Here is a 24,717-nt window from a genome sequence, read left to right as displayed (position 1 = left end):
CTATACTTAGCGTAAAGTGGCATAAGTAAAAGGATGAGGAAAGCAAGGAACCAGTCATAGCTACCGTGTAACTTGAGTTTTTTCAGACTCAGTGTACTCAGTCGTGAAGAAGTCACTTCTGAAGGCGATACCAAAGCCTTCAAGGGCAGAGCATCATTGTTTTAGATCGATCAAGGAGGATACGAAGCGTTGGTGTCTCCATTAAGGAAGCAGAAATCGGATGGAAGCCTCTATACTCGCCCATCCAACATTGAAGCAAAAATTAGCGAGTTGGCGTTGCTCTCCCGCGACGAACTCACTAGTCGATGTGCAATCCGTCAGAAAGATGACCCGCTATACGTTCCAAGCGAGTGCTTACTGCACTTCGTCCGTGCGAGCCGACCTGAGAGATCAAATAGTTCTTTCGAGAAGCTCTACAGGCTTCTGATCGATCGCATCGTCCGCTATGCCTCCGCAGCGGAAAGCCTTAATGGTCAACAGACATTCCTGACCTCCACGATTCGAGAAGAAGTTGTCGATCGATTTGCGGACTTGATTGCTCGCGATCACAGAGAATACGTAGAGCGGCTTGATTTCTTTGAGGCACGCTTCAACAAGTCCTTGCGAAACTTGTATATCGATGTCCAAAGGCAAGCCGGGCGAAATGCGAAACGTGAAACTACGCTTGATGACGATATCACGGGGGAACCGAAAGTTGAAGTCGAGCGTGCGGCAGGAAATTCTGATCCTTTCGACATGTCTGATTTTTCTGGCGAAGGTTACCGCTTTGCCTTGAACGAAGCGATTAATTCTTTACCCCCTCTTGAACAAAGGATTATTGAGATGACTCGACTCAACTTTCCCGTTCACTCAGAAGATTCCAGTGTGATGACCATCTCGAAAGCACTCAATAAATCTGAAAAAACGATCCGGACACATCGTAAAAAAGCATACGCAGCTCTACATGCCGCTCTAACAGCAGGAGAAACATTATGATCTCATCTGACTCCTCGCACTCCAACCGCGAAGATGTGTTGTATGCCTTCGCTGTGGAATCAGATTTAGGGCATGACATCCTTGAACAGTATCTGCGGAATTACCCACAGTACGCTGCTGAACTCATTGATTTGTCGCACGAATTATCGCGTGAAGTGTGCGAAGACGAAACTCCACTTTCAACCGAAGACCAAGCGTTAGTCGATCGCGCATGGCAACGATATACTGATGCTGTTTCTCAAGCGACTACTAATCCTCTAAAAAGTCTATCGATCGAGGAGCAACGGCATATTGCCCGACAGCTTGATGTGCCACGCCAAGTCATCACTGCTTTTCGTGAGCATCAGGTTAAAGTAGAGTCCGTGCCGATTCCTTTCCTAAAAAAATTAGCAACAGCAATCAATAGCACCGTTGAGATGCTAAGGGAAATCCTTGCAGTGCCACCTGAACAGGGTTTAGCACGCAGCTATAAAGCAAACGATAGCCCAACGATTTCCTCCCCTGTAAGCTTTGAGCAACTTTTGATCGAAGCTGGGGTACCAGCAGAGAAGCGAGCGTTATTGTTAATAGATAAAAGCTGAAATGGATGGAATTGAACTCGCCCGTCAGAGAGCATCTGAATTGCATAATCAAGCAGTTGCTAGAGGTGAAAATCCTCAACATCCTTATGCGTTTGCACAAGCTGAGGCAAGACACCGAGACATAGACGTTGAAGGGACGGCTCCTGGAGCCGTCGTACTCAATGGTGGGCGAGCAATTTTTATCCACGACGAAGCTCTGATTCTTCACGAAAATAGTGGGACATCTTTCGATCAAGCTTTCCTGATTGCTCATGAAATCGGTCATGATGAGCTTGGTGACAACTCTAAAGCTGAACTTGCCTATCACATTGATCCAGCGAGGTCGGCTGAGCCTTCACCTATTGGAGTTGATCGCGTTGTCGATTACAGCCCCCGACAACGGCGTGAAATTCAAATGGATCTTTTTGCCCGTGAATTTCTCCTACCGCGCGAAGTCGTCAAAAGGCTTCATGTTGACGAAGGGCTAACCGCTTCCCAAATTGCGGAGAAATTTGGTGCCTCCTTCGAGGTCGTGGTTCAGCAACTCTTAGATGCCTTGCTCTTGCCGCTCGTCACCCTACAGCAAGAAACCAAAACGTATGAGCGTGAACCCAATCCTTTACAGATCGAAGCGGCACAGCATCGAGACAGCGCCTATCTGCTCGAAGCTGGTCCTGGAACCGGAAAAACTCAGACCTTGACAACTCGTGTCGAGGGTTTACTGGCTGACGGCGTTGATCCGCGCCGGATCTTACTGCTTACCTTTTCAAACAAAGCAGCAGGAGAAATGGCGGAGCGCATTGCGTTAAAGAATAAGAATGCGGCTTGCGCCATGTGGATTGGCACATTCCACGCATTCGGACTAGATTTGATTCGGCGCTTTCATGCTGAACTGGATTTACCGAAGGATCTGCGTTTGCTCGATCGCACGGATGCTGTTGAACTTCTTGAACAGGAGTTCCCTCGTTTGAATTTAGTGCATTACCGCAATCTCTACGATCCAACTCAGACGATTGCAGATATGCTGGCAGCGATTTCGCGTGCCAAAGATGAAGTCACTGATGCTCAACAATATGCAGAGCTAGCGACCGCAATGCTTCAGGTCGCGACAACGCCAGAAGAGCAGGAAGCGGCGGAGAAGGCGATCGAAGTAGCGCAGGTTTATGAGGCGTATGAAGCGCTGAAGCGGCAGGCGGGTTGTCTTGATTTCGGCGACTTGGTTTTGCTCCCTGTGCTTCTGTTGGAGGAAAATTCCCAAGTTCGATACTATCTTCAGAGTCGATATGACCATGTGCTTGTAGATGAATACCAGGATGTTAACCGCAGTAGTGTCCGCTTGCTTAAAGCTTTATGTGGTAACGGTGAAAACCTCTGGGCAGTGGGCGATGCAAAACAATCCATTTATCGATTTCGCGGCGCTTCCTCCTTCAATATTGCTCGGTTTGGACAAGAAGATTTCCCAGGCGGTCAGCGGGGTCGCCTCAAGCAGAACTATCGCTCGGTCGAGGAAGTCGTGAACCTCTTCTCGACCTTCGCTATCGATATGATGGTCGGTTCTTCAAACAGTGCCCTCGAAGCTCAACGCAAACCTTTGGGTCATCCCCCTGAACTCCGCACGGTTGATCAAGCCGATCAACAAACCGTAGCACTTGCAGACGCAATCAAGGAAATGCGGATTCAGGGATATCCTTACTGCGATCAGGCAGTCCTCTGCACTGGCAATGAAAAACTCGCTCAACTCGCTCAGGATCTGGAGCGACTCGGCGTACCCGTCCTATTTCTGGGTAGTCTCTTCGAGCGACCAGAGATCAAGGATGTCTTTGCACTCTTGTCTTTGCTCACTGATCGCTATGCCACCGGATTAGTTCGCATCGCTTGTCATTCCGAATTTGCGATGTCTATCACAGACGTTGCGACAGTCATTGAGTTTCTTCGGGAAAACGATGAGACTGAGTGGCTCAGCCATCCAGCCATCATTCCTAATCTGTCCGAGGCGGGACAAACGGCTTTAGGTGCGATCGCGAGGGTGCTAGATGGCTTTGATGCCCATTCATCGCCCTGGACAATTTTAGGGAACGTGCTGTTAGATCGAACACGGCTTGCTGCTCAGATTGCAAATTCAGATCGGATTCGCGATCGCTCCCGTGGAATAGCACTCTGGCAGTTGATGAACTTCATCCGTGCCCAACCCTCCGGTCAGGGGCTTCCCATCACACGACTGCTCAACCGCGTGCGTCGTCTTCTGAGATTGGGCGACGATCGCGACTTGCGACAACTACCCGCTGCTGCCCAGAGCCTAGACGCAGTGCGCCTCATGACGATTCATGGTTCTAAGGGGTTAGAGTTTCCTGTCGTTCATCTGCCAGGGCTGAACCTGAACACGTTACCTAGAACCGTGCAGCAGCCCGCCTGTCCTCCACCGGACGGGATGGTGGAGGGAAATACTAGCAATACACGAGATGCGTTTCGCGCTGAACAGCAACTTGAGCAGGAGTGCTTATTTTATGTAGCACTGTCCCGTGCCCGAGATCGCTTGTTTCTCTATGTACCAACCCAGAAAGCGAACGGGCATCGGTGGGGACTGTCGCCATTCTTAGATCGGTTGGGGCAGGGACTCAAACGACAACACGTTATCCCCGATCGCGCCCTACCGGGGGAGAATACCACTATTCCCCTCCTCATTGAAGGGAATTTACAGTTGAGTGCTACGCAAATCTCTCGATACGACGCTTGCCCACGCCGATTCTTCTATACTTATGTGCTACGAGTTGGGGGGCATCGAGGAGAAACCGCTTTCACGAAAATGCACGAGGTCGTGAGGACGGTGACTCAAGTTCTGACCACGGAAGGCGTAGCTGCTGGCGACACAGATCTTGAACAGCGGGTTTGGGAAGCCATGATTGACCACGAACTGTCAGACCATAGCTGTGCTGAAGAATTCAGGACAATTGCTACGACGATGCTTCGATTTTTTGTTGAAGCGCGGACTGGATATATGCCGGAAGTGCCAACTACGCTCAGTCTGACTGTGGGTGATGAAGAGATTACCGTCCGACCTGACGATGTTCTAATCAGCCCGGATGGGAAAAAGACGATCAGACAAATTCGGACTGGTCGAATGCGATCATCCGAAAATAAAGCGATCGGTACTGCTGCCTTTGTACTGGCTGTTCAACAGGCTTTCCCGGATGCCAGCGTAGAGTTGCTTTACCTATCTAATCAACAAATGCAGACTGTTACTCTAACTCCCAAGGAGTTAAAGTCCAGCGGAGAAAAGCTGGTGAAATTTCTCGATGACATTCGGAATGGACAGTTTCCGCCTGAGCCTTCGTCACGCACTTGCCCAAGTTGTCCAGCATTTTTTATCTGCGACCCGATCCCTGCTGGAACTTTGTCAAGAAAATTTTAAAATAGTTTACCGTTTTGAGTGAGAGATTTCGATTAACACTCTAGAGCCAAATTATTTAACAACACTAGGCTCTAAGGAGAAACAATTATGAAGAGCGATGAGCTTCCCAATCGTAACAATCCTGGTGAGACTGCGTGTGAGTCTCGTGCCTATCTCATTCAGTTCGCACTCAACGACCTCAACTTTCGACCGATCGAGGTCGCTGATCCTGTCCCTCTAGGGCGACAAATTCTCGCTGCTGGTGGAATCGACCCGCGAGGAGACTATAGCCTGTTCGCGATCCTGCCATCGGGTGATTTTGAGGATATTCGCCTCGACGAGTCGTTTGACCTGCGCGGACGTGGAGTGGAGCAGTTTGTAGCGTTCCAAAGCGATCGGGAGTTCAAGCTGATGCTTGACGGTCGCCAACTCGTCTGGGGTAAACCGATCATTAGCGGAGCTACTCTCTACCAGCTTGCAAACATCAGCAATGATCAAGCCGTATTTCTTGAAATCCGTGGCGGCGAAGACAAGTTGATTGCACCGGAGGAGAAGATTGACCTGACTGCTCCTGGCATCGAACGCTTCATCACTGCCCCTCGCCCAAAGACTGAAATCGAGATTATTGTCAATGCTCGACCAAGAGTAGTGTCAGGGTCTGAGGTGACATTCGAGCAAATCGTGCAGTTTGCCTTTCCTGGTTCACCCAATCCTAACTCCGTCTTTTCCATTACCTACCGCAAGGCTGCATCTGTTCCCCCTCAAGGTGAACTCGGTGCAGGTGGAAGCATTAAAGTCAAACAAGGAACAATCTTCAATGTCACAAGAACGGATAAATCATAGTTCGGACCTCAAACGCCTGCGAGAAGAGGGGTATTGCGTCCAACTTCAGGGTGGGTACCTTGTTCTCCGGGAAGTCCCCTATGTAAATGCACAGCGGCAGGTATGCACCGGAACGCTGATCTCTAGTCTGACGATGGCTGGAGATATTGCCCAGTATGCGGGAGATCATGTCGTTCATTTCGATGGCGAGTTCCCATGCAACGCGGATGGTACTCCAATTCATCAGATTGCTCATCAAAGTTGCGATCGCGATCTGGGGAATGGATTGATGGCAAAGCATAGTTTCTCCAGCAAGCCAGAAAGTGGCTACACGGACTATCACCATAAGATGGCAACCTATGCCACCATTCTCTCCGGACCTGCAACAGTGCTGCAACCTGGTGTAAGTCCAAAAACCTTTCGTGTCCCTGATGACGACCAGGAAAGCGTTTTCAACTATATTGATACCGCCTCTGATCGAGCAGGAATCGGTGCTCTCAACCAGCGATTGGCGACCGAGGAGGTTGCAATTATCGGTCTAGGCGGCACTGGATCGTACACGTTAGATTGGGTTGCTAAGACTCCAGTGCGGAAGATTCATCTGTTCGATGAAGATCGGTTTTTCCAGCACAATGCTTTCCGTGGACCGGGTGCCCCATCGATCGAGGATCTACGAGATGCTCCATTAAAAGTCGATTATTGGGCAAGCATTTACTCGAAGATGCATCGTGGAATCGTTCCCCATTCAGTTGCGATCAATGCTGATAACCTTCATTTGTTGGAAGGAGTAAGCTTTGTCTTTGTTTGCATTGATGGAGGTGCGTCAAAGCGAGCCATCTTTGAGAAGTTGGAAGTGCTGGGTGTGCCTTTCATTGATGTCGGCATGGGACTGGAACTCGTCAATGGGACGTTGGGAGGCATTCTGCGGGTAACTGCAAGTACTCCAGACAAACGCGACCATCTTTATCAAGGGCGGATCGATTTTGAGGGAGGTGGCGAAGATGATCTCTACGCCTCTAACATTCAGGTTGCTGACTTGAATGCTATGAATGCAGCGCTAGCAGTGATCAAGTGGAAAAAGATTCGAGGAGTCTACCGAGATCTGGATCAGGAGCATCACTGCACCTACACAACCGATGGCAATTTGTTGCTCAACGGGGATTCGCTATGATGCGCCATTCTCACCTTGAACACCGATTCGTCAAACAACTTCCAGATCAGTTACAGCCGGGTATACTTTATATTTCGATGGAGTACGCTACTGCTGCTCATTGTTGCTGTTGCGGATGTGGAGAGGAGGTGGTTACTCCTTTCACTCCAACAGACTGGAAGATGACATTTGATGGAGAGACAGTCTCACTATCTCCGTCGATCGGGAACTGGAGTTTCGCTTGTCGCTCCCATTATTTTATCCGACACGGACAGATGATTGAAGCTGCAACCTGGACAGATAAGCAAATTGAAGTGAATCGGCGTAAGGATAAAGCTGCCAAAGCAGACCATTACGGCAAGCTTGAGCAGGACACGATCAACCAACCTCCTCTGGCACCACAGCACCAAGTGAAGCCAGACAAAATGAACTCATCATTGATGAAGCGTTGCTTCGGCAGCGTCAGGATGATTTGGAGCAAGATATGGCACAAATCAAACCACTAACCTTACTGAATACTTTATTCAGCGATCGTATCCCTATTGCTGCTGAGCATTAATCACGAATTGCCGCTACAGATCTTGTCTAATCATTCGATCTGTAGTGGCAGATTTAAGATGCTGATCAGTCATGGTTAGATTTCCGTGCAAAATCAAGCTATCAATCTGCTGAATCACTTGTTGTGCCAAGCTTTGATTGTGAATTAGCACACCCATTTCTATGTTCAGCGACATTGCATACTCAGTCAAGTTCGCGCTGGAGACAAAAAGATGTTGTCGATCGCTCACAGCGCATTTGGCATGAAGTGAGCCGTACCTGCCTTGCTCATCCACAGGACGTTTTGCTTTCAGCCAGACGTAGAGTTGAGATCGCCTAAGAACCTCAGCCCCAAACGTTGACGAAAGCCCAAATGAAATCTTGCCATCGCTAGCTTCGGGAGTTTCTGCGACGATGCGAATGTTTACACCGCGATCCAGCGCTGCAATTAATGCTTGAACAATTTCAGGAATGTTATAGATTGCAAAGCTGACGATTAGAAGATCTTGCCGTGCATCTCGAATCAGTTGCAGCAAGGTTTGATCCGTTCGGCGCAACGGAAAAGATTCTGGGTTCGGTCCAGTCCAAACGAGTTCAACGGATAGTTCTTGGCGCATTTGAGTCTGACAATGGACTGCTGTGGAGAGCGCGATCGCAACTGCTCTACCATCCAGATCACTGGTCTCCGCTTGCCAAACCTCAATCAGGTGATTGAACATCTGCCGCCATGATGCTCTAGGCAGCAGTTGAAGAAGATTGTTCCTCATCTTGGTCAATTCGCCCTGCTTCACTGTCATGAGGGCTTGAATTAGGGCATCCAATGTTGAGGAAGGAACTTCCTGGGCTACGCGACGAATTTGTTCTAGTAAGTTGGAAGAGAAGGTTTCCACCGATCAACTCCCAGGTTTGAAAAAGGCAAGTTGAGCGAGTTCAGTCTTAACGGTCGAGATCAGGACTGTTCGATCGAGATACTTATTGCCCCGTTCACAGGACGTTTCTGGACTAAAGAGGCAAGCGTGACAAGCTGCCCAGTGCAGCGTATTGGGAGATTGCAGTGGACTGTGCTCCGCACAGAGCGGATCAGACGCACATAAGCACATCTGCTCTAACGCCTGATCAATATGGCGACCGAGAGTAGCAGGCTCTCCTAAGCTGACAAGTCCTCCTAATGTGCCCTCACTATCCGGAGCAGCCGTATAGATCAGAATTCCTGCCTGGGGTCCGTTCTCGTCCTGCGGCGCTTTTGAGTAGATGCGCTCTCGGAGACTGGCAGCGGTATAGCCACATTCGATCGCGAACTGTCGCATCAAAGCGTGAGCAAAGGAATGCAGCAGAATGTATCGAACGCCTGGATAGTTCGTATCTGGATTCAGCGATCGTGCTATGCGCCAACGACGATGAGCCTCAATGCTCTGTTTTTCGTAGATCGACACTTCCGGTAAAGCCTCCCATTGTGAGATCGCGGATTCCTTGAACTGGATAAATAGCCCTTCTCCGCGAACTTCGGTCGCTGGAACCCACTTTGGCTCTTGACGACTGAGGGGTGCCCAGTAATCTTCGGGCAACTCGCCAGTTTCAGCAAAATCGCCAGGAGACTCGATGCGTGAAAAACCGACTAAGGCTCGAACTTCTCGCAGACGATCGACTAGCACAACCCTCTCAATATAGGACTCATAGCCTTTGGGAGACGCGACAGGCGTGAGCCAAAAATCTGAAGAATTTAGGTTCGTTTCTGCGGCTGAGAACACCTGCCACTCTGGAGTTTTGATATCTTTCGCTTCGTTACTTTCGTCATCGGTCGTTTGAGATCGTTTCTGCTGAACTTGTGCCCAAATCTCCGAATCTGAGTACTTCGCGAATTCCTTCAGTTGCCCAATTTGCCGGAAAGCAGCGAGAACTTCTGGACTGACCGCTTTTTCCAGGACTGTCCAATGTTTTTCGACCAGTTGTGCCAGCTTATCGGCTACGGTTGGAATCGAAAGCGCAGACAGGGTAATCGGAAACCAGCTATTAGAAGCACCCAACAAAATGCCGACCATCTGTTGGTCGCAACCGCCTTCATCAAAATTCCGCAGGTGAACATGGCGACCGCGACACTGAGGCATATTCTTTTTGCCAGGTTCACCAAAGGCATCAGACATTCGACGAGTCACCCCACAGCTATCACATTTCACCTCAATATCCGCCGCAGAGCCGGACACACCATACTCGTTCAACCGTAAAGTTCCTTTCTTACAATCAGCACCGCGATGAACAAAGTACCGCCAAGGAAAGTCATCTAAATGCCCATGCTTACAGGCGACGAGGAAACGAGCCGGGATGACAGTCGGTGGGTATTTGCCCTTTGGACAGTTCGTATGCACATAGCGGTTTTGATCTGGACGAAAGCGATCTGTCTTGAGATCAAACAATCGAGATTGTAGCGGCGCTAAGAGGCGGCAATTCGGGCAGAGCATCCAAGTGGGAAATGGAGAAACTGGAATACCGACTCGGTGGCTTTCGTCGAGAAAGCTTAGCGCTCCATCGGATTCAGGAGGGAGAGGTGGAGACAGTAAGCGCTTTACAGAAGGTGAAAGCGATCGCTTTACCGCTCCGAGCAATCGTTCCTCTCCTAATTCTTTGGCGTAGTTAATATCCCAATCATCAAGTCCCATGACTATTGTGGAAAGATTGGGTAAATCTATCACGGAGCCGATACCAGCGGAAAAGAGAATCTGGCTGGGTCGGAGTTCACCAACTTTATTACGGGGTTGTGCTTGTGCCATAAGGGATATCAATCGGGTGTGGGCATGGGTTGAGGAGTACGGAAATCATCATCGGGAATGCGATCGTCAAGAATTAGCCCGATCGTCGGTTCCACGTTGCGAAGCGAATTCAAACAGGTAAACGGTTGCCAATCCCCCTGTCCAGGCTGAGTGAGTAACCCTTGAGTCACGCCATCTTTCTGAGATTGATAGCCCAGCACAGCTCCACCCATCAAGTTCGCAGATTGTTCTAGCCAGTAGTCCAGTTTGGCTTCTAATTCCTGTCTGACTAAATCTCGCGTTTTGAGACCCTCTACATTGGCAGCACGGGTCACGATCGTATTAATCGCTTCTTGAACATGCGGATGGTTACGATCGATGCGCCCAGCTTTGTCATTTTTGTTGAGTTCCGTTCCTTTCAGACGAACCAGTGCAACCAATAAAGCAGCGAGTCCACGATCGATCGCACGAGGCGCAAAGGGAGTCACCGATAATGCTTCAACATGCTTGTAAAACGTCGCGTGATAGTGTTCAAACTGCTCATAGTGAGACAAATCTCTCGGTCGTGCCCAGTTGTAAACAGTGAATACGATGCCAGGAAACGTTCGTCCAACACGCGAAGTGGCTTGAATATACTCTGCTGTTGTTTTCGGTTGTCCGGTCACGACCATTGCGCCCAAGCGTCGGACATCGACACCGACCGAAATCATGTTCGTTGCGAGTAGAACATCGATCGGTTTACGCGAGTCTGTTTTCTTGTCTCGATTCGGATTGAACGGAACTTCTAGCGCATCCAGCACGATCGGGATATCCGTCGAAGCAATTCGAGACGTAAGCTCTTTGACCTCAATGCGCGATCGCTTTGCGAGTCCCCGTTGATCCATCTTGCCGAGGCGCGATTGAATATCATCATCGACCAGTCGCCGAGTTCCGCCTAATTCCCGCATGGAGTTGAAATAGCCCACCAACGTCATCCAAGGGTCAGCCGCCTCACCATATTTCTCGTAGATTGCCTGCGATGCTGCCAGACCTGCTGTGTAGACTCGAATCAGCGCCGCTTTTAATCTCCGTCCGGTTGCACAAATTCCGAGATATCGCCGTCCAGGATAGTCTTCACTCGGCGATCGCTGCAATGAGAAGAAGTTATCGGTGACATCCAAGCCTTGTGGCGGAAAGATCTGAACTTGACGAAGGAAAAGGTGATGGATTTGATCTCGCGCTTGTCGAATCGTCGCCGTGGAAGCAATCACTTTAGGACGAACCGTTTTGCCATCCACTGTCCAAGAACAGAGGCTATCTACCGCTGTTTCATAGAGTCCAACCAACGTTCCGAGCGGTCCACTGATCAGGTGTAACTCATCTTGAATAATCAAATCGGGAGGACGCAACGGATTATGAGATAAGGTCTTGGCAGACGGTTGACCATACTTTGCGGGATGGCTGGGAGAATCATCAATTTCAGGAGAGACAAATCCGTGTCGTTGACAGTAGCCTTCGACCTGTCCAAATAACATTTGGGTAGCACCATTCCAAGGCATTTGGGCGAATTTATCGACCGTTGCAATCAGCAAAGTGGGGAGACGACGGTAGATCTCTTCATCTACAACGAGAATGGGTAAGCCTTCAGTGGGAGATTGTCGCTGAGAAAATAGACAGCGACCGAGGGGTTCACCGCAGTAGATCAGCGTCCGTGCCTGTCCCTTTGCAAAGGATTCAACTTTAATGTTCTGTTTACCAGGATCGATCTTAGAACCACACCAAGGGCAGTTTGTAAGCTGATGGGGAGAGCCACTGCTGGTCGGTTGATACTGTCCGAGTTTTTGTTTGAGAAATTCTTCACTTTGTTCAGTCCGGTTGGGAGTTGTTTTCTGTCCAACCCACAATCCAATCCGAAACGGTTCTTTTCCCCATTTCGCAGGATCTTCTCGACGAATCGCTTCACAAGCGCAGATTAAAGCCGTGGCGCGTTGAAATTGTTGTAGGGTGAGCAACCGGAGAGTATATCGCATCAACACAGCAACACCCGATTCACCGGAGCGTCCTTCGATCGTACCTTGTAATCGCCGCAGTCCGATCGTGTAAGCGGTCAGTCCCAGGTAAGCTTCAGTCTTACCACCTCCTGTGGGAAACCAGAGTAAGTCTGCGATCGCTTGCGTTTCATGAGTGCGATCTGGATGATTGAGGTCAGTAATGCTTGGCAGATTGAGTAGGATGAATGCAAGCTGAAAAGGTCGCCAGGAGCGATTTCTAGAAATATCAATAGTGCTGAGTTCTAGCGTTTCGCCACGACGGATCTGTTCTGCATAAAGGGAATGAACTCGCTGCTGCCACATTGAGCGATTCATGAACTGAAACGCTTCAAAACTTTGTGGATCAGATTGCAATAACTCTAGACCAGATTGAATGCGTTCTAAAGCGTGAGTACAGTTTGCGAGGGCATCCGTTGCGATCGCTTCATAGCCTTGCAGCTTGGCAGTTGGATCAGCAATCCGAGCAGCTTGCCCTTCTATCCAATTTGCGTAGGCAGCAACGAGCGGATTTAGCTTCGTAACTAAAGCCTCTAGAGATGATTCTGCTAACTCCTTCATGTCTAGAACAAGTCCTGTAAGTCCAGGAATTTCGTCTGGCGTGGGAGCATCAGTTTTAGGAATTTCATAGGCAGGAACGACACGAGTGCAAAGGCGAATCGCGTGATCACCACTTCCTTCTGATAATTCAGCGTGAACGCCCGTTCCGTGTCCAACAGCAAATTCAATTTGATGCCGATAAAGCATCTCCATCGCTTGTTCTTCGGCGTACTGTACAGGGTCGAGCTTACCCAGAGATCGCTGAGTTGCTTTACGGATGAAAATGCCGCGATGATTGGGGTCAGCAGATTCAACGCTGAGTTCAGGCTGAAATAGCCATGCCTGATCCGGAGAGCGATCAGGTTCTCGCTGTTCATTCACGAGAAACAAACTGATAATCCAATCGGAGCCAACAGCACGAATTTGCCCACGCACATAGACTTCGCGCTCTGGGTCGATCCGCCAGGACTTCACTGCACCTGCTTTTAGAGCAATGGGCGGAGATTGCCCAATAACCGGATACCTACGCCATACGGCTTTAGGTGCGCCTGTTGGAGTCTGGAGGTACTCGCTCTTCGTGCGATCGTATTGTCCCCATCCTGCTTTGATCATGATTGCTTTGGCAGCAGCACTCACACAGAAGCTCATTCCCAGCGAGGAAGGAAACATCGTTTCGATCGCAGGAGTGATCGTTTCAGTTGTGCCGTCCTCGATCGTACTGGTCCCACCCACAGCCAGTTCATCCAGTTGCTCAGTACTTTCATCAACCGTTCCAGTCTTCGCCGCAATCAGTTCATCAAGCTGTTCGAGTTGATCGTCAGATTGAGCAGGGCGATTGCGTCGATGTAGGGGAGCCAGTAGCCCAACGAGATAGCGATCGCTGACTCGCGCTTCATCCACTTCTTCGTATTCTCCGCCTGCTGGACCTAATAAGTCCGCTAAGACAGCCTCCTCTAACTCGGCTCGAATTTGGTAGTAGGAAGGAGGCTGTAGAACAGGTGCAGCATCAGAGGATGGCACTTTGTTGTTTTCCGCAGCAGGTGGCTCAGCTTCTGATGAGGGAGTTGGGACAAATTGCATCTCAATCAGATTGCCTTGCCCCTCACCTTGTTCTTGATCGGTTGCTACGAACTGAGGCTGCAATAAGTTGGATTGCTGCCAAATGGCAGGAGTAATTTTAGGTTCAGTTGGCTTTGATTGTTGAGTCTTAACAGGTTCCGGTTGTTCCTGAAGCACCTGCACGATCTTGCCCGCGATCGTTTCCGATAAAGTGCTATCCCCTAAAACATCCGCATCGTCTGATAAATCAAGTCCAGCAAGCAAGACATGAAGAGACTCATCAGAAGCTGAAACGACTGCACTCCAATTGAGTTGAGCAGTACGATCGCGCAACTGTTGATTGATCTTTTCTAGATCTAGATTGCCGGGAAGAATTGCTGGGAGCTTGATAATCTTCATGAGTCGCCGAGGTTCCAGAGTTGGGGATCAAAGGATTGTAAAAGCAGTGACGGTTTCTTAGCAGGAACGAGAACGAGTAGGGCACGCATCGCTCTTGTCATCGCAACATACAAGGTACGCCGTTCCTTGACGAGAATCTCAGTGGCGGCTTCGGAGGGAGTGCCTTTTGGAATTGTCGGATAGGGGGTTTCTAGAAAACCTGCGATCGCAACGATCGGGAACTCTAATCCTTTAGCAGCTTTGAGTGGCAGAATTTTCACCCCCTTACAGTTAAGGTCTAAGTCTTTGCTGGTCATGAATCGTGCTTCAATTCCCAGATAATTCAACTGCCCAGTAATGTTCTTTCCAGCTTTTTCAGTCGGAACGAGAATCGCACACGCTCCAAGTCCCAATCGAAATTCATGTGCAGCGGTGCGACAAAATTGAGCGAGTAAATTTCCTTCTGAAGCGCGATCAGAGATGGCACGAACCGCAGGCGGTGGACCTGTGTGAACGTAGAGTCGTTCCACATCGTCGGCATCAAGTGTGCCGTCTTGAAGATACGAGTAGGCAGCTTCCCCAATTTCTTGAGTGGTGCGGTGATTAATTTTTAGAACGCCTGTACGTCCAACGAATTTGAGGGAGTCATGCACGTCACTCCAGCGAAAACTGCTGCCATAGATGGATTGATTAGCATCGGCAGTGATGAAGAGGTGACTGGGTTCCGGGCAGAGTTGGATCAGACATCGGAGAACCGTGGGGCTGAGATCTTGAGCTTCGTCGATAATCACTGCATTATAAAGCGATCGCTCTGCAAGCTTTCCAGGGAATCGCGCTTCGGCGGTTTCCAGCACATTTAATGCGCGAAGTCGCAGTTGTGCCCAGGTCTCCAGTCCTTGTGCTGCAACCAAACGATCGAACTGCTGCCGTAAAGTCCAAATCGCTTGGCGCTGAATTTTGTTCAGTGGAATGTTACGACCTGTTCGGGGTGTTGTCTGATAGTCTTCCAGCGCTCTGATGCCTCTCGCATCGATCACTTCTGTGAGTTCTTCTAAGAGATATTCTGGTCGCAGCCGTTGGAGAATCAGTCGTTGCGCCTGCTGTTGCAGCACATTTCCTTCCAAGGCGGCAAGCGTTGTTGGAATCGCTTGTTGAATCAGCTTCAGAAGTTCTTTCGTCGAAGCGACCTTTGGTTGTCCTGTGAATTGAGAGGCGATCGAATAAATCAAAGCGTCGGCTGTTTTCACTTCCACAAACTGAGCATCATTGCCTAGAAGCTGTTGCAGCAGTTGTTCGGAGAAAGTCACCAGGGCATTTGTATAAGTGGTAAAGAGAATGCGGGGATGCTCGATTCCTTTGGCTTGAAGTTGACGCAGGATTTCGCGAGTCCGATAAAGGGCGACAGTACTTTTACCTGTGCCGGGACTGCCTTTGAGGAGGGTTGGACCTGTTGCTTTCAGTGCCCAGGTGACAAATTTCTCCTGCTCTGAATTGAGTTTGAGCAGAAAGCCCAGTAGATCGCCTTCTTTGAAGCGCAGCAATTCATCAGAACTCCCGGTCACAAAGCTGGGCTGTCTTAAAACCAGATCGAAGTTGGGAGCAGTGATGCAGTCAAAGACGCGATCTCGGACGGCATCCGATACATCTGCTTCCAGCAAATCATCGAAATTGCGACAGGCAAGCAGAACAGGGTAACAGGCTTTGGGAACGAGCAAGCGCTCGAAGAGTTCTTCAGTGAGTTCGACAGGTAGAAGAGTTGAGGTTTCATTGGGCTTAGGGATCGCTGTTTCAGGGGTGAGAAGCGTATCGAGATTAGAAAGGGCACCAACATCGATTTCTGTTTCTTCAGCGACTAATTTGCTGCCGCGATAAACATCTTTGCGGGCATCGACTCCAAGCAGTGCCACCCAGCGATCTCCATAGGTATAAATAATACGGTAGTCACCGGAGCGCAAACGGTAAATGTCGCCTTTGTACCCGTGTAATTTCTTCTTCAGGCTACCGTGGGACTTGGGATCATCCCGGAGCACCTCAATTTTCTCCAATATCTGTAAGACTCGCTCTTTCGGAATCGCGAGAAGCTGATTGGTGAAGGTGGGTTTGTGAATAATTTCAAAGGGCACAGGCGTTCGGAGGCTGAATCGCTACTTCGTGTGGACCTAGAACATGATCGTAGAGAAGTGTTGTCTACGGATACGACAGAGTTAATCTTGGCACATCATAGCGAACAATTGCTTAAACGAGTATTGGATTATTGCGCCCAATCTTCCTCAGTATAATGTCTAGGACATCTAGCGCTTGAGGATCGTGAATAGAAGTTCCATTTTTTAGCTGTTGATAGACATCCCAACAGCGATCGCGGGTTGCTTTGATCGAGGGAACAGAGATGATCGATTTTCCGACTGTTGTGCTAGTCATCATCATCACCAGGTGCCCAATGTTCAGAAAAGCCCTCTAAGCCAATCATTTCCAAGTAGTCTTCAGTCGTAATGCTGACATTAAAATCCTCTTTCAACTCGAAGTTCTCTTCATCGCGTCCGACAATTTCTCGAATAAAGCGATCGCGCACCCACTGATAGACTTTTTCAAAATTTCGGTTGCTATCCAGATAAATCACGGCAACAAGCGCTTCAAACATTTCCCCGTAGATTCCCGGCTCAGTTTCGGGCGGTCTGCGGTTTGGCTTATTCCAGGATGAGCAGAAATTAGGCAAGCCGAGCGCGATCGCAAATTTGGTTAAAGATTCCCGGCAGGTGATATTTTGTCGCCAGTCATCCAGGTCCTGATTCGTCAGCGATAGATGAGTTTCAAAAAGGTAGTCTGCGAGAATTGCATCCAGTAGTCGATCGCCTAAGAATGCCAAACGTCGATATTGCAGCACGATCGCTTGCCGTTCTGATGCTAAAACGCTTGGAAGTTGAAGAGTTGAGAGATCTGTGAGTGCAAGGCGAAGGAGATCGTCGCGCTGAAAGTCAGGAAGCGCGAGCGCTTGCTTCGCCGCTTCGAGCTTGATGTTGAGCTTGTAAGTCATCAGGGAACTATGCCGCAGCTAAAGAGTATTTTCTCAGGATGCTGGAAAACCAAAGAATTGCGGCTTCGCCATCTTTGATGATGACATCCGTTAAATCGCGATTGTGAGCCAGAGTGTTTCTAAGGCTTTGAAGTTGGGTAAAACGACTCTGAACTGCTCCTTTACTGCCAAAGTAGGATTCAAAGTACTGCCAGTTACTATTGCTGACAATTAATTCACAGTATTCAGACATATCAAAGAATTGCAGTCGCTTCTTGAGCGATTTGAATGTCTCTAAATTTTCAGAGGGATTGTCTCTCAGGTATTTCTGAACTCTACCATCGATTTTGGCGACGAAGTGCTGTGGAATATAGGAGTTGGGATTAATGTCTTCCTCATATTCTGTGGCAATTTCTAGAATCAATTGACGAATTGCAAGTTCTGCTTGGTCAAGCCGCTGTCGCCACTGATCTATGTCGCGTGAAACGTGAATAGTCGATTTGCCCTGATAAAGCTCATTGAGAAATTTGTTAATTCCGAGAGCGAGAAGCCGTCTGCGTTCTTTGATAAATGCCAAGTAACCCTCTCGGCTCATTTGCCAAAGTTCAGATTCAACAGGAACAAACTGACAGCGCAGTTGATTTTCATCAATGTTGAGTAGGTATGCTGATGGATCAGTGTTGAAGATGCTGTGATTGGTTGCAGAAGTGAGCAGAGCAATGTTGGCTAACTCATTGACCAGGCTCTTATCGTAAGAAGAGTTGGAACTGAAGATTTTGTAGAGCTTGCTTTTGGGGAAAATGTGATGTCGCTCGATCGAATAAGTGCGCCCCACAATATTGTTGTAGAGGGGCAGTGAAGGATCAGCCCAGTCAGCGGCTCCGTTGCGACGAACGAGGATGTAAAAGATTTGGTAGAGTCGGCTTCTCACGCCCTGTAGCTCTAAATCAGCCTCAGTCACTTCAAGATTTCCACCCCGGACGAGAGCGACCATTTTGATCAGTTCATCAACGGAGTTGGTTTCTTTCAAAGTTCTGACATCTCGATCGAGCGATGATTCAGAACTGCTGCTGTATCGTCCCCACATCAAGGCATTGTAGACCCAGTATAGAAATTTATCGCGTGTTTGGGTGTCTGGAAACTTGAAGCCGTTGTTGGAAATGTAATAGACAAGCGGGAAGAAAATATACGGCGTACTCAGGAAAGAAGTGTCATCGATGTACCCGTGTTTTGGCAGAACATTGACGAGATAATCGAGGGATTTCTCAGTTCTATTCCAAGCATCGATCAAATCATCTTTGGTTAAGCTTGAAACATTGTCGAAGACTCCACGAGAAGTTGCAATCACGGAAATGCAGCGAGTGAAGAAATCTAAGTCGAAGTGAAAGTGGACTTTGCTGTATTTTTCGGCTGCCGATCGCATTTTATCTTTGCAGTCTTCCCAACGTCCGGTGATGAGCGCTAAAGCCAAATCTGCATCGGATAGCGGTGTACCTGCGCTGTTCACAAGATTGAAGATTTCAACCACTTGCAGCGGATCTTGTTGTTCCACTTCCTGAATGTAATATTCGTAATTTTTGATGTTGTCGAGACGGTTTAGGCGTTCTAGCTGGGTGAGGAGATACCCAGAAAGTTCAGGATTGCTGCTGGCGACGCTGGCAATGTAAGCACCTGCCCCTTTCTGTAACAAGTCAGCAACTGCAATCCATTCTTTCTTTCCACTCATCAGGGTTTGGGTGAAGTATTGGAATTCCTCGGCTTCTAGATTGAAGTAGAGATCCGTTCTGGGCGGTTTGCCTTCGATCCAATTCGGCGGAAAGCCTTTGATCAGTGTGTAAAGGGTAGTAAGGCGTTGTTGCCCATCCAGAATTAGACGAGTGAAGGTGTTGTCCTCGGTGGGAGTACTGCCTTTGATTTTCGAGGGTATCTCAGCTTTCCAAACTAGAAAAGCACCTGTTGGATAGCCTCGGTACAGGGATTGGAAGTATTTTTTCACTTGCTCGGAGTTCCACCGGAAGCCGCGCTGAAATTCTGGGAGAAAATAGCGATTCTTTTGAATATCGTCAATGAGGGATTGAATTTTCTGCGTGGTTGCCATCGCGATCGGGACTCCGGGGGAAGATTGAGGTTAGTTGATGCCTTGGAGTTGCCGCAGACGAAACAACACATCTTGTAATTTCTCCATGCGATCCCAAAGCTTGTCAAGGGACTCTTTATTATGGACAAGCGATCGCACCGGGTGCATAATTTGATGCCGAAGTTCGTTCAGAGTGTTCAATTTTTCAAATTGCTTTTTGCTGGGATACCCTATCTGCTCAAATAGCCTCTCAGTTCGCGCTAAATCGATTAGTGAAGACAAATACAGATATTGAATTGGATCATTATCAAATCCTCTATCTTGGTCATTTTGATAATCCTGCTTAGCAGATTCATCCAGCTTGGCAAGAATTTTAGTTTCATCCAAATTTATTCGGATCAACTTTCCTAAGCGAGTTTCAAGCTCGCATAGCAGAGCAAAAAGGTAGAACTTGACTTGTCTAGAATTCAAATTGGCAACTGAAACTAAGCCTACAATGCGGTGTTCGTGAGAGAGGAAGAAGAACAGCCGATCGTTGTTCACAAATTCTTTGATCAAGTCAAGTACAGAAGTTTGAGCAGGCAACACGTCTTTGAAATTCACCTGCGATCGCACAACTGTTTCATCCGTCCATTTTCCCCAGTCCTGTGTGTGGAAATAGTCATAGATCGGTTTGTCAATGCCCTCGTCAATCGGCAGGACATCGAAACAATGGGTTCGCATCGTCTGAATTGCTTTTTCGGTGGACGCTGCATCTTCAGGAGACAATGAAGACCAACGGGCACGACCGACACCAATCACAGCAGCATCTACATCTACTGCTCCGGCTCTCAAAAACAGTTCATCTCCCAGTGCCATTGCTGCTCCTCTAACCAAGACGGTTCTGTAGAGCAGGATTGAAGCACAATTTTCCTTGTGCTTCTTGGCTTTTTGCTTACTATGCAAGTCCTGCTCAACTTCTCCAGCGTAGCGCTTACAGATGAGTTTGAGTTGGTGGTTCAGGTGCTATCGGACACACAAATTTGGCAAAGAATTTGAGCATTTTTGCGGTCTTGGGTTTTATGTTGGGGTTTAGGCAGGAATTTGCGATGCTTCAGGAATGATCGTCTGATATGCCGATCCAGAGAAAGGATGAAAATCTTCTGCCCATTCGGTGGTCAAATTGCAGAGGAGACGGTACTGGAGCGGAGTCGGAGGAGGATTAATGCGTTCCACTGAAATCTTGACTTTGTGGGGAAACTGGCAGACCAACTCAAAAAAGTCTTGCACTAGATAGCGGGGGCAGAATCCAACGATGTGTAATTTTTTGGTACGTAGAATTAAGGCTCTGGAATCGACGGGATTTTGAAGATCGTGCATGACCTGCAATTCCTCTCCAATTTGCAGAGCTTGAATATATTGCTGGCTTTCGGGTGGAATGTACCGAAGTCCGTGTGCGAAAAAGTGAACGTGATACTGCCCCTGCGGATCGCGCTCTGGACAGGGGAAAACTTCAAAGGAATCCGTTGCGCGTCTACCGCCGCTACGAGCGAGGAGGGCAATGGGATCGTCTTGATGTTCAGGCAAGTTGAGCCATTGCACGAAGTCTGCATAGTCTGGACGAGAGGGGCGCAGGAGGCGATTCGCAAACAGGGGAAACAGTTCTGGTGAGCCGTAGGTTTGATGAAGGTCGGGAAATGACAGCAGGGGTTGGAAATCTGCTTTCTGCTGTGCCTCTAAAGCCCCTTGAAGATAGGCAAAGTGATACAGTTTCCCATCGTAGGTGAGCTTACCGATCGGGAACCAGGCGCGTGAAGATGGGTCTTGCCAAGCGAGGAAAAGCATTGTCATAAGAGAGTCTCCCGCAAGCCGAGGAATCTGGTTTGGTTGATTTCAAGGATTTGACAAGCGAATTAAATGGCAGTCTAAGAGATACGAGTTTGAGGGATTCTGAAAAATGTGTTCTCATATCATCTTCTAAATATGCTGAAGAAGAGGTGGCGATCACGAGGTGATTGGGGTAACTCAGGAGATAAAACATGGCAATTCTGGAGAAACTTCACACTCTATTTCACATATCTCTCCTAAGATGGGCATGGGGAACCATGAGAAATGTACGCCAGTTTCTCAATCCAGGTTGTTTCTCCACCCTTACCAGAATATGGATCAAGCGACTCACTTTAATCCACTCACAGCGCTACCGCCTGATGAAGTGCCATTGAAAAACGCACCTTTGGTTCGTGTGCTTGCTCAAGTTCGTTTCCCGCTGATCCTATCGATCGAGCGAAAAGAGTTTGTGAGCGGATTTCAAGAAGCACTACGGAAACAGTATCCCATTCTACAACCAGAGCAAACTCAGGGGTTTGTGGTGGGTATGCAAGGAATAGTACCGACTGAACCTCGGACAACATGGCGATTTACAGACCTAGGTGAAAACTGGCGAGTTACATTAGCACCTGACTTTGTTGCACTGGAAACTACTGCTTACTTAAGCCGCAATGATTTTCTAAAGCGATTAGAAGTAGTGTTGGCTGCGCTGGAAACATATATTCAGCCTCAAGTTGTGGAACGTCTTGGACTCCGCTATATCGATCGATTGGTTGGAGAAGATGTCAATCAGCTTGCAGATTTGGTGCGCCCTGAGATTTCAGGGATTATCGGTTTAGACATTAGAGCATCTGTTCACCAAACTATTAATGAATCACTATTCAATCTTCCCAATGGAGAGGAGCAGATTGTTGCTCGATGGGGGTTAATACCTGCTGGTACGAGCTTTGACTTGTATGCGATCGAGCCAATCGATCAGCAAAGCTGGATTTTGGATTTAGATATGTCCTTGTCTAAAAATCGCGAGTTTAACATTGGAGTGCTGATGCATGAAGCACAACATTTCGCTGAACGGATCTATACTTTTTTTCGATGGGCGGTGACTCCAAGCTTTTTGCGGCGCTTTGGAGGTGATGCATGAATACTATGTCTACAAGAAGGTTAGATGCTGTTGCCAGGACTTCTGCTTTAGGCGCAATGGGTCACACCGCTGCTAGTGCAGTGGGCGTGCTGATCCTGCATCTACCTGGAACGGCATCCCATGATGTGCCAATGAGTTCTGCTGCATTAGAAAATTTTAGAAGAACCACAAGTGGATTACCTGTCCACCTGGCTGTCTCGGATAATGAGGCTTCTAATTCAACTGAGTTGACTCAGGAGGCTTTGAGTGAATTGAGGCGGTTGAGTGGATTAACTTGGGATCAACTTGCGAATCTTTTTCAGGTTTCACGCAGAACATTGCATTTTTGGGCTAGCGGTCAGGCGTTATCGAAAGCGCATGAAGAAACTTTGCATCGGTTGTTGGGAACTGTTCGATCTATCGATCGTGGAAGTGCTAGCCTAAATCGTAATCTGCTTCTGAGTCCTGATGATGATTCCCAGCTACCGATCGATTTGCTAGCAGAAAGAAAGTATGAGGAGGTAAAACAACGTTTGGGAGAGGGGAATGCGCTGCCAAAACCGCAAGTTGCCGCATTGTCTGAAACTGCGATCATGTCTCGGTTACCTCCTCCTCCAGCGGATTTAGTAGATGCACTACAAGATCCGGTGCATCGAGAGGTTGAGCGATCAAAACCTGCACGGGTGGTAAGGAATCGTAAGCATGACGCAAATCAATGACCGAGGAGATTGGCTGCAAGCAGTAACTACTTCTCTTCAAGCCTGGAGACAAGGGGATTTTGTCCTAGGAGAACAATGGTTTGTTTTACGATACAACCTTCAGAAGCCGATTACGCAGGAAGCGATCAGAGATGCTCAGGAAGGTGTGGATCTGACAGAGGTTGCAGTTCAGGGTTTGGTTGTTGTGACGCAAACTTGCGATATTGTACGTTCTTGTGAGGATCGCCCATTTGTGGAGGTTGTGCCGTTAGTTGAGGTGGAGGCTGCATCTTTACAGGAGGTGCAGCGAGGGAGACGACCTCAGTATGCGTTTATTCCAGGTGCGGCTGAGTTAAGTCTTGTAGCAGATCTCGATCGGGTCATGACGATTGAGAAAGCCGTTGTTACAGAATGGGAGCGGCAAGTTGGGTGTATCAGTGATCAGGATTTCAGAAATTTAGGGCAAGCATTGGCTCGAAAGCGAGTTCGATTTGCATTTCCAGATGATTTCACTGAGTTCATTAGACCACTCCAGAAACAGCTACAAAGCAAGCATAGTAAGAATAGCCCTGAAGGAGAGGCTTTACGATCGCTACAAGAGATTCGGGTTCAAGCTTCTCCTGCTTGGGATGCAGTTTCTATAGAACTGATGTTTTGGTTTATTCGGAATGAGGAAGACCTTCAGTTTCAGGGAATCAGTTGGAATAAATTGCTTGAGAAGTGGTTGAGGTTGGTTTCTGCTGCTGGACGTTTTCAGCGTGTGGAAGGTGTTGTAACAACGTTAGAAGATATGACGGCAAAAGAGTATGTGCAGAGCGATCGGCTCGATTTAGACCACCTTTCTATTCAAAGTTGAGAGGATAGTACATCATCTGGTAGTCCTAGTTTGTAAAGGCTGGGTGGGAGGTAGCGACCCTTGCGGTATCTGCAAAGCAGCGCACACTGTTTCTAGTAGAGTCTGTCCGAAGTTAGCGGTGTCAGTCATGCGCTGATGTCCTCAATGCTGTTTTAACTTTACCAAATTGGGCTAGAATAGGGTGATTTGCTCGTCTTGGGGTGGATCTCGTCAGCTTTTTTCTGTTTGGTGGTTTTGCCTTTGTTTTTTGGTCTTTTCTTGTCGTGTAAACCTTGGGCGACTTCTTCAGCATAGCGATGCCTTTGGCACAGCAAAGCTGCTCGTGGTTTAGTTGCAACAGTTGATGCTTGCAGCGCGCTTCGCGTTCGAGGATTTCGCGTAGAGCCGTTTCGCTGATGGTGAATCGAATGCCTTGCTTGGTGGGGTGGAAGTCGTGCCCTAAGTCGAGGTCAACTGTATGCGATCGCGCTCTGTTTCGCCGTAAGCTTGGGGAGATTTGAAGGTTTTTGAGGCAATGAGTTTTTATATTTCGCGTCATGCAGAGGAGGAGCGGGAACGGCGAGAGATTCCAAGGGAGTTTTTGGATGAAGTTTTGCAGAGTCCGCAGCAAATTGTGGACGATCGAGATGGGAAAAAGGCGTATCAGTCGCAGTTTGAATTTGGGAATGGTAAAACTTATTTAGTTCGGGCGATCGTGGCTGATAATACGGAACCTGCGATCGTGATTACAATTTATCGAACCAGCCAGATTAAACGCTATTGGAGGCAGGAATGAAGGTTATTTATGATGCTGAGGTGGATGTGTTGCGGATTGTGTTGAGTGATGCCCCGATCGAGGAAAGTAATCAGGATCAATCGGGGATCATTTTGGACTATGACGAGGCGGGAAATGTGGTTGGTTTGGAGGTTTTGAGTGCTTCTGTGCGGGTGAAAGACCCGCGATCGCTCGAACATATTGTGATGGGTTGAA

20 protein-coding genes and 1 pseudogene are annotated in these 24,717 nt (G+C 48.4%); 12 read left to right on the top strand and 9 right to left on the bottom strand.

The window, feature by feature from the left end; all coding sequences use genetic code 11:
* Positions 1-189: 189 nt before the first annotated feature.
* The 7 genes and pseudogenes from ACKFKH_RS20340 (at position 190) to ACKFKH_RS20310 (ending at position 7,401) form a co-directional block, all read left to right on the top strand.
* A complete protein-coding gene (locus tag ACKFKH_RS20340; protein WP_446860167.1) occupies positions 190-975 on the top strand; it encodes an RNA polymerase sigma factor in 786 nt (261 codons plus the stop codon).
* A complete protein-coding gene (locus tag ACKFKH_RS20335) occupies positions 972-1,556 on the top strand; it encodes a hypothetical protein (protein ID WP_446860166.1) in 585 nt (194 codons plus the stop codon). The genes ACKFKH_RS20340 and ACKFKH_RS20335 overlap by 4 nt, the downstream gene beginning before the upstream one ends.
* Position 1,557: 1 nt before the next feature.
* On the top strand, positions 1,558-4,944 hold the full coding sequence (locus tag ACKFKH_RS20330; protein ID WP_446860165.1) for a UvrD-helicase domain-containing protein: 3,387 nt from the start codon (positions 1,558-1,560) through the stop codon (positions 4,942-4,944).
* Between the two features lie 87 nt (positions 4,945-5,031).
* Complete coding sequence (locus tag ACKFKH_RS20325) at positions 5,032-5,766, top strand: multiubiquitin domain-containing protein (RefSeq protein ID WP_446860164.1); 735 nt, start codon at positions 5,032-5,034, stop codon at positions 5,764-5,766.
* Positions 5,741-6,916 (top strand): ThiF family adenylyltransferase, encoded by a 1,176-nt coding sequence (locus tag ACKFKH_RS20320; RefSeq protein WP_446860163.1) that lies wholly within the window; start codon positions 5,741-5,743, stop codon positions 6,914-6,916. The genes ACKFKH_RS20325 and ACKFKH_RS20320 overlap by 26 nt, the downstream gene beginning before the upstream one ends.
* Positions 6,913-7,164, top strand: a pseudogene (locus tag ACKFKH_RS20315) (DUF6527 family protein); the annotation flags it as partial. The gene ACKFKH_RS20320 and the pseudogene ACKFKH_RS20315, both read left to right, overlap by 4 nt.
* A gap of 6 nt (positions 7,165-7,170) precedes the next feature.
* The gene (locus ACKFKH_RS20310; protein ID WP_446860175.1) at positions 7,171-7,401 is read left to right on the top strand and encodes a hypothetical protein; all 231 of its coding nucleotides are present in this window, start codon (positions 7,171-7,173) and stop codon (positions 7,399-7,401) included.
* A gap of 66 nt (positions 7,402-7,467) precedes the next feature.
* On the opposite strand, the gene drmC is transcribed toward ACKFKH_RS20310, so the two are convergent.
* The 9 genes from drmC to ACKFKH_RS20265 form a co-directional block, all read right to left on the bottom strand.
* Positions 7,468-8,322 (bottom strand): DISARM system phospholipase D-like protein DrmC, encoded by an 855-nt coding sequence (gene drmC, locus ACKFKH_RS20305; protein WP_446860162.1) that lies wholly within the window; start codon positions 8,320-8,322, stop codon positions 7,468-7,470.
* Between the two features lie 3 nt (positions 8,323-8,325).
* Positions 8,326-10,197, bottom strand: a complete 1,872-nt coding sequence (drmB, locus tag ACKFKH_RS20300; protein ID WP_446860161.1) for a DrmB family protein — start codon at positions 10,195-10,197, stop codon at positions 8,326-8,328.
* An 8-nt stretch (positions 10,198-10,205) separates the two neighbouring features.
* Positions 10,206-14,201, bottom strand: coding sequence for a DISARM system helicase DrmA (gene drmA, locus ACKFKH_RS20295; protein ID WP_446860160.1), 3,996 nt, complete (start codon positions 14,199-14,201; stop codon positions 10,206-10,208).
* Entirely contained in the window at positions 14,198-16,303 is a 2,106-nt protein-coding gene (locus tag ACKFKH_RS20290) for a UvrD-helicase domain-containing protein (RefSeq protein WP_446860159.1), read from the bottom strand. Before ACKFKH_RS20290 ends, drmA begins: the two co-directional genes overlap by 4 nt.
* A gap of 112 nt (positions 16,304-16,415) precedes the next feature.
* A complete protein-coding gene (locus ACKFKH_RS20285) occupies positions 16,416-16,598 on the bottom strand; it encodes a hypothetical protein (RefSeq protein WP_446860158.1) in 183 nt (60 codons plus the stop codon).
* Positions 16,591-17,211, bottom strand: coding sequence for a ribonuclease III domain-containing protein (locus tag ACKFKH_RS20280; protein WP_446860157.1), 621 nt, complete (start codon positions 17,209-17,211; stop codon positions 16,591-16,593). The genes ACKFKH_RS20285 and ACKFKH_RS20280 overlap by 8 nt, the downstream gene beginning before the upstream one ends.
* Before the next feature lie 7 nt (positions 17,212-17,218).
* Positions 17,219-19,288 carry a GmrSD restriction endonuclease domain-containing protein gene (locus tag ACKFKH_RS20275; RefSeq protein ID WP_446860156.1) on the bottom strand — a complete coding sequence of 690 codons (2,070 nt, stop codon included), beginning with the start codon at positions 19,286-19,288 and terminating at the stop codon, positions 17,219-17,221.
* A 30-nt stretch (positions 19,289-19,318) separates the two neighbouring features.
* Positions 19,319-20,125: a hypothetical protein gene (locus ACKFKH_RS20270; protein WP_446860155.1), complete on the bottom strand. Its 807-nt coding sequence runs from the start codon at positions 20,123-20,125 to the stop codon at positions 19,319-19,321.
* A 213-nt stretch (positions 20,126-20,338) separates the two neighbouring features.
* Positions 20,339-21,097 carry an HIRAN domain-containing protein gene (locus tag ACKFKH_RS20265; protein WP_446860154.1) on the bottom strand — a complete coding sequence of 253 codons (759 nt, stop codon included), beginning with the start codon at positions 21,095-21,097 and terminating at the stop codon, positions 20,339-20,341.
* A 310-nt stretch (positions 21,098-21,407) separates the two neighbouring features.
* Here ACKFKH_RS20265 and ACKFKH_RS20260 point away from each other — a divergent pair, with 310 nt between their 5' ends.
* The 5 genes from ACKFKH_RS20260 to ACKFKH_RS20240 all read left to right on the top strand — a co-directional run bounded on the left by ACKFKH_RS20260 (position 21,408) and on the right by ACKFKH_RS20240 (position 24,716).
* Positions 21,408-22,214 carry a TIGR04255 family protein gene (locus ACKFKH_RS20260; protein WP_446860153.1) on the top strand — a complete coding sequence of 269 codons (807 nt, stop codon included), beginning with the start codon at positions 21,408-21,410 and terminating at the stop codon, positions 22,212-22,214.
* On the top strand, positions 22,211-22,912 hold the full coding sequence (locus tag ACKFKH_RS20255; protein WP_446860152.1) for a hypothetical protein: 702 nt from the start codon (positions 22,211-22,213) through the stop codon (positions 22,910-22,912). Before ACKFKH_RS20260 ends, ACKFKH_RS20255 begins: the two co-directional genes overlap by 4 nt.
* Entirely contained in the window at positions 22,896-23,747 is an 852-nt protein-coding gene (locus ACKFKH_RS20250; protein ID WP_446860151.1) for a hypothetical protein, read from the top strand. Before ACKFKH_RS20255 ends, ACKFKH_RS20250 begins: the two co-directional genes overlap by 17 nt.
* Before the next feature lie 514 nt (positions 23,748-24,261).
* A complete protein-coding gene (locus ACKFKH_RS20245; RefSeq protein WP_446860150.1) occupies positions 24,262-24,522 on the top strand; it encodes a DUF4258 domain-containing protein in 261 nt (86 codons plus the stop codon).
* Positions 24,519-24,716, top strand: coding sequence for a DUF2283 domain-containing protein (locus tag ACKFKH_RS20240; protein WP_446860149.1), 198 nt, complete (start codon positions 24,519-24,521; stop codon positions 24,714-24,716). The genes ACKFKH_RS20245 and ACKFKH_RS20240 overlap by 4 nt, the downstream gene beginning before the upstream one ends.
* Position 24,717: the final 1 nt, after the last annotated feature.

Source organism: Phormidesmis sp. 146-20, assembly GCF_052939475.1.
The sequence above is the reverse complement of the archived record's forward strand: the minus strand, read 5'-3'. Positions and strand labels throughout refer to the sequence as shown.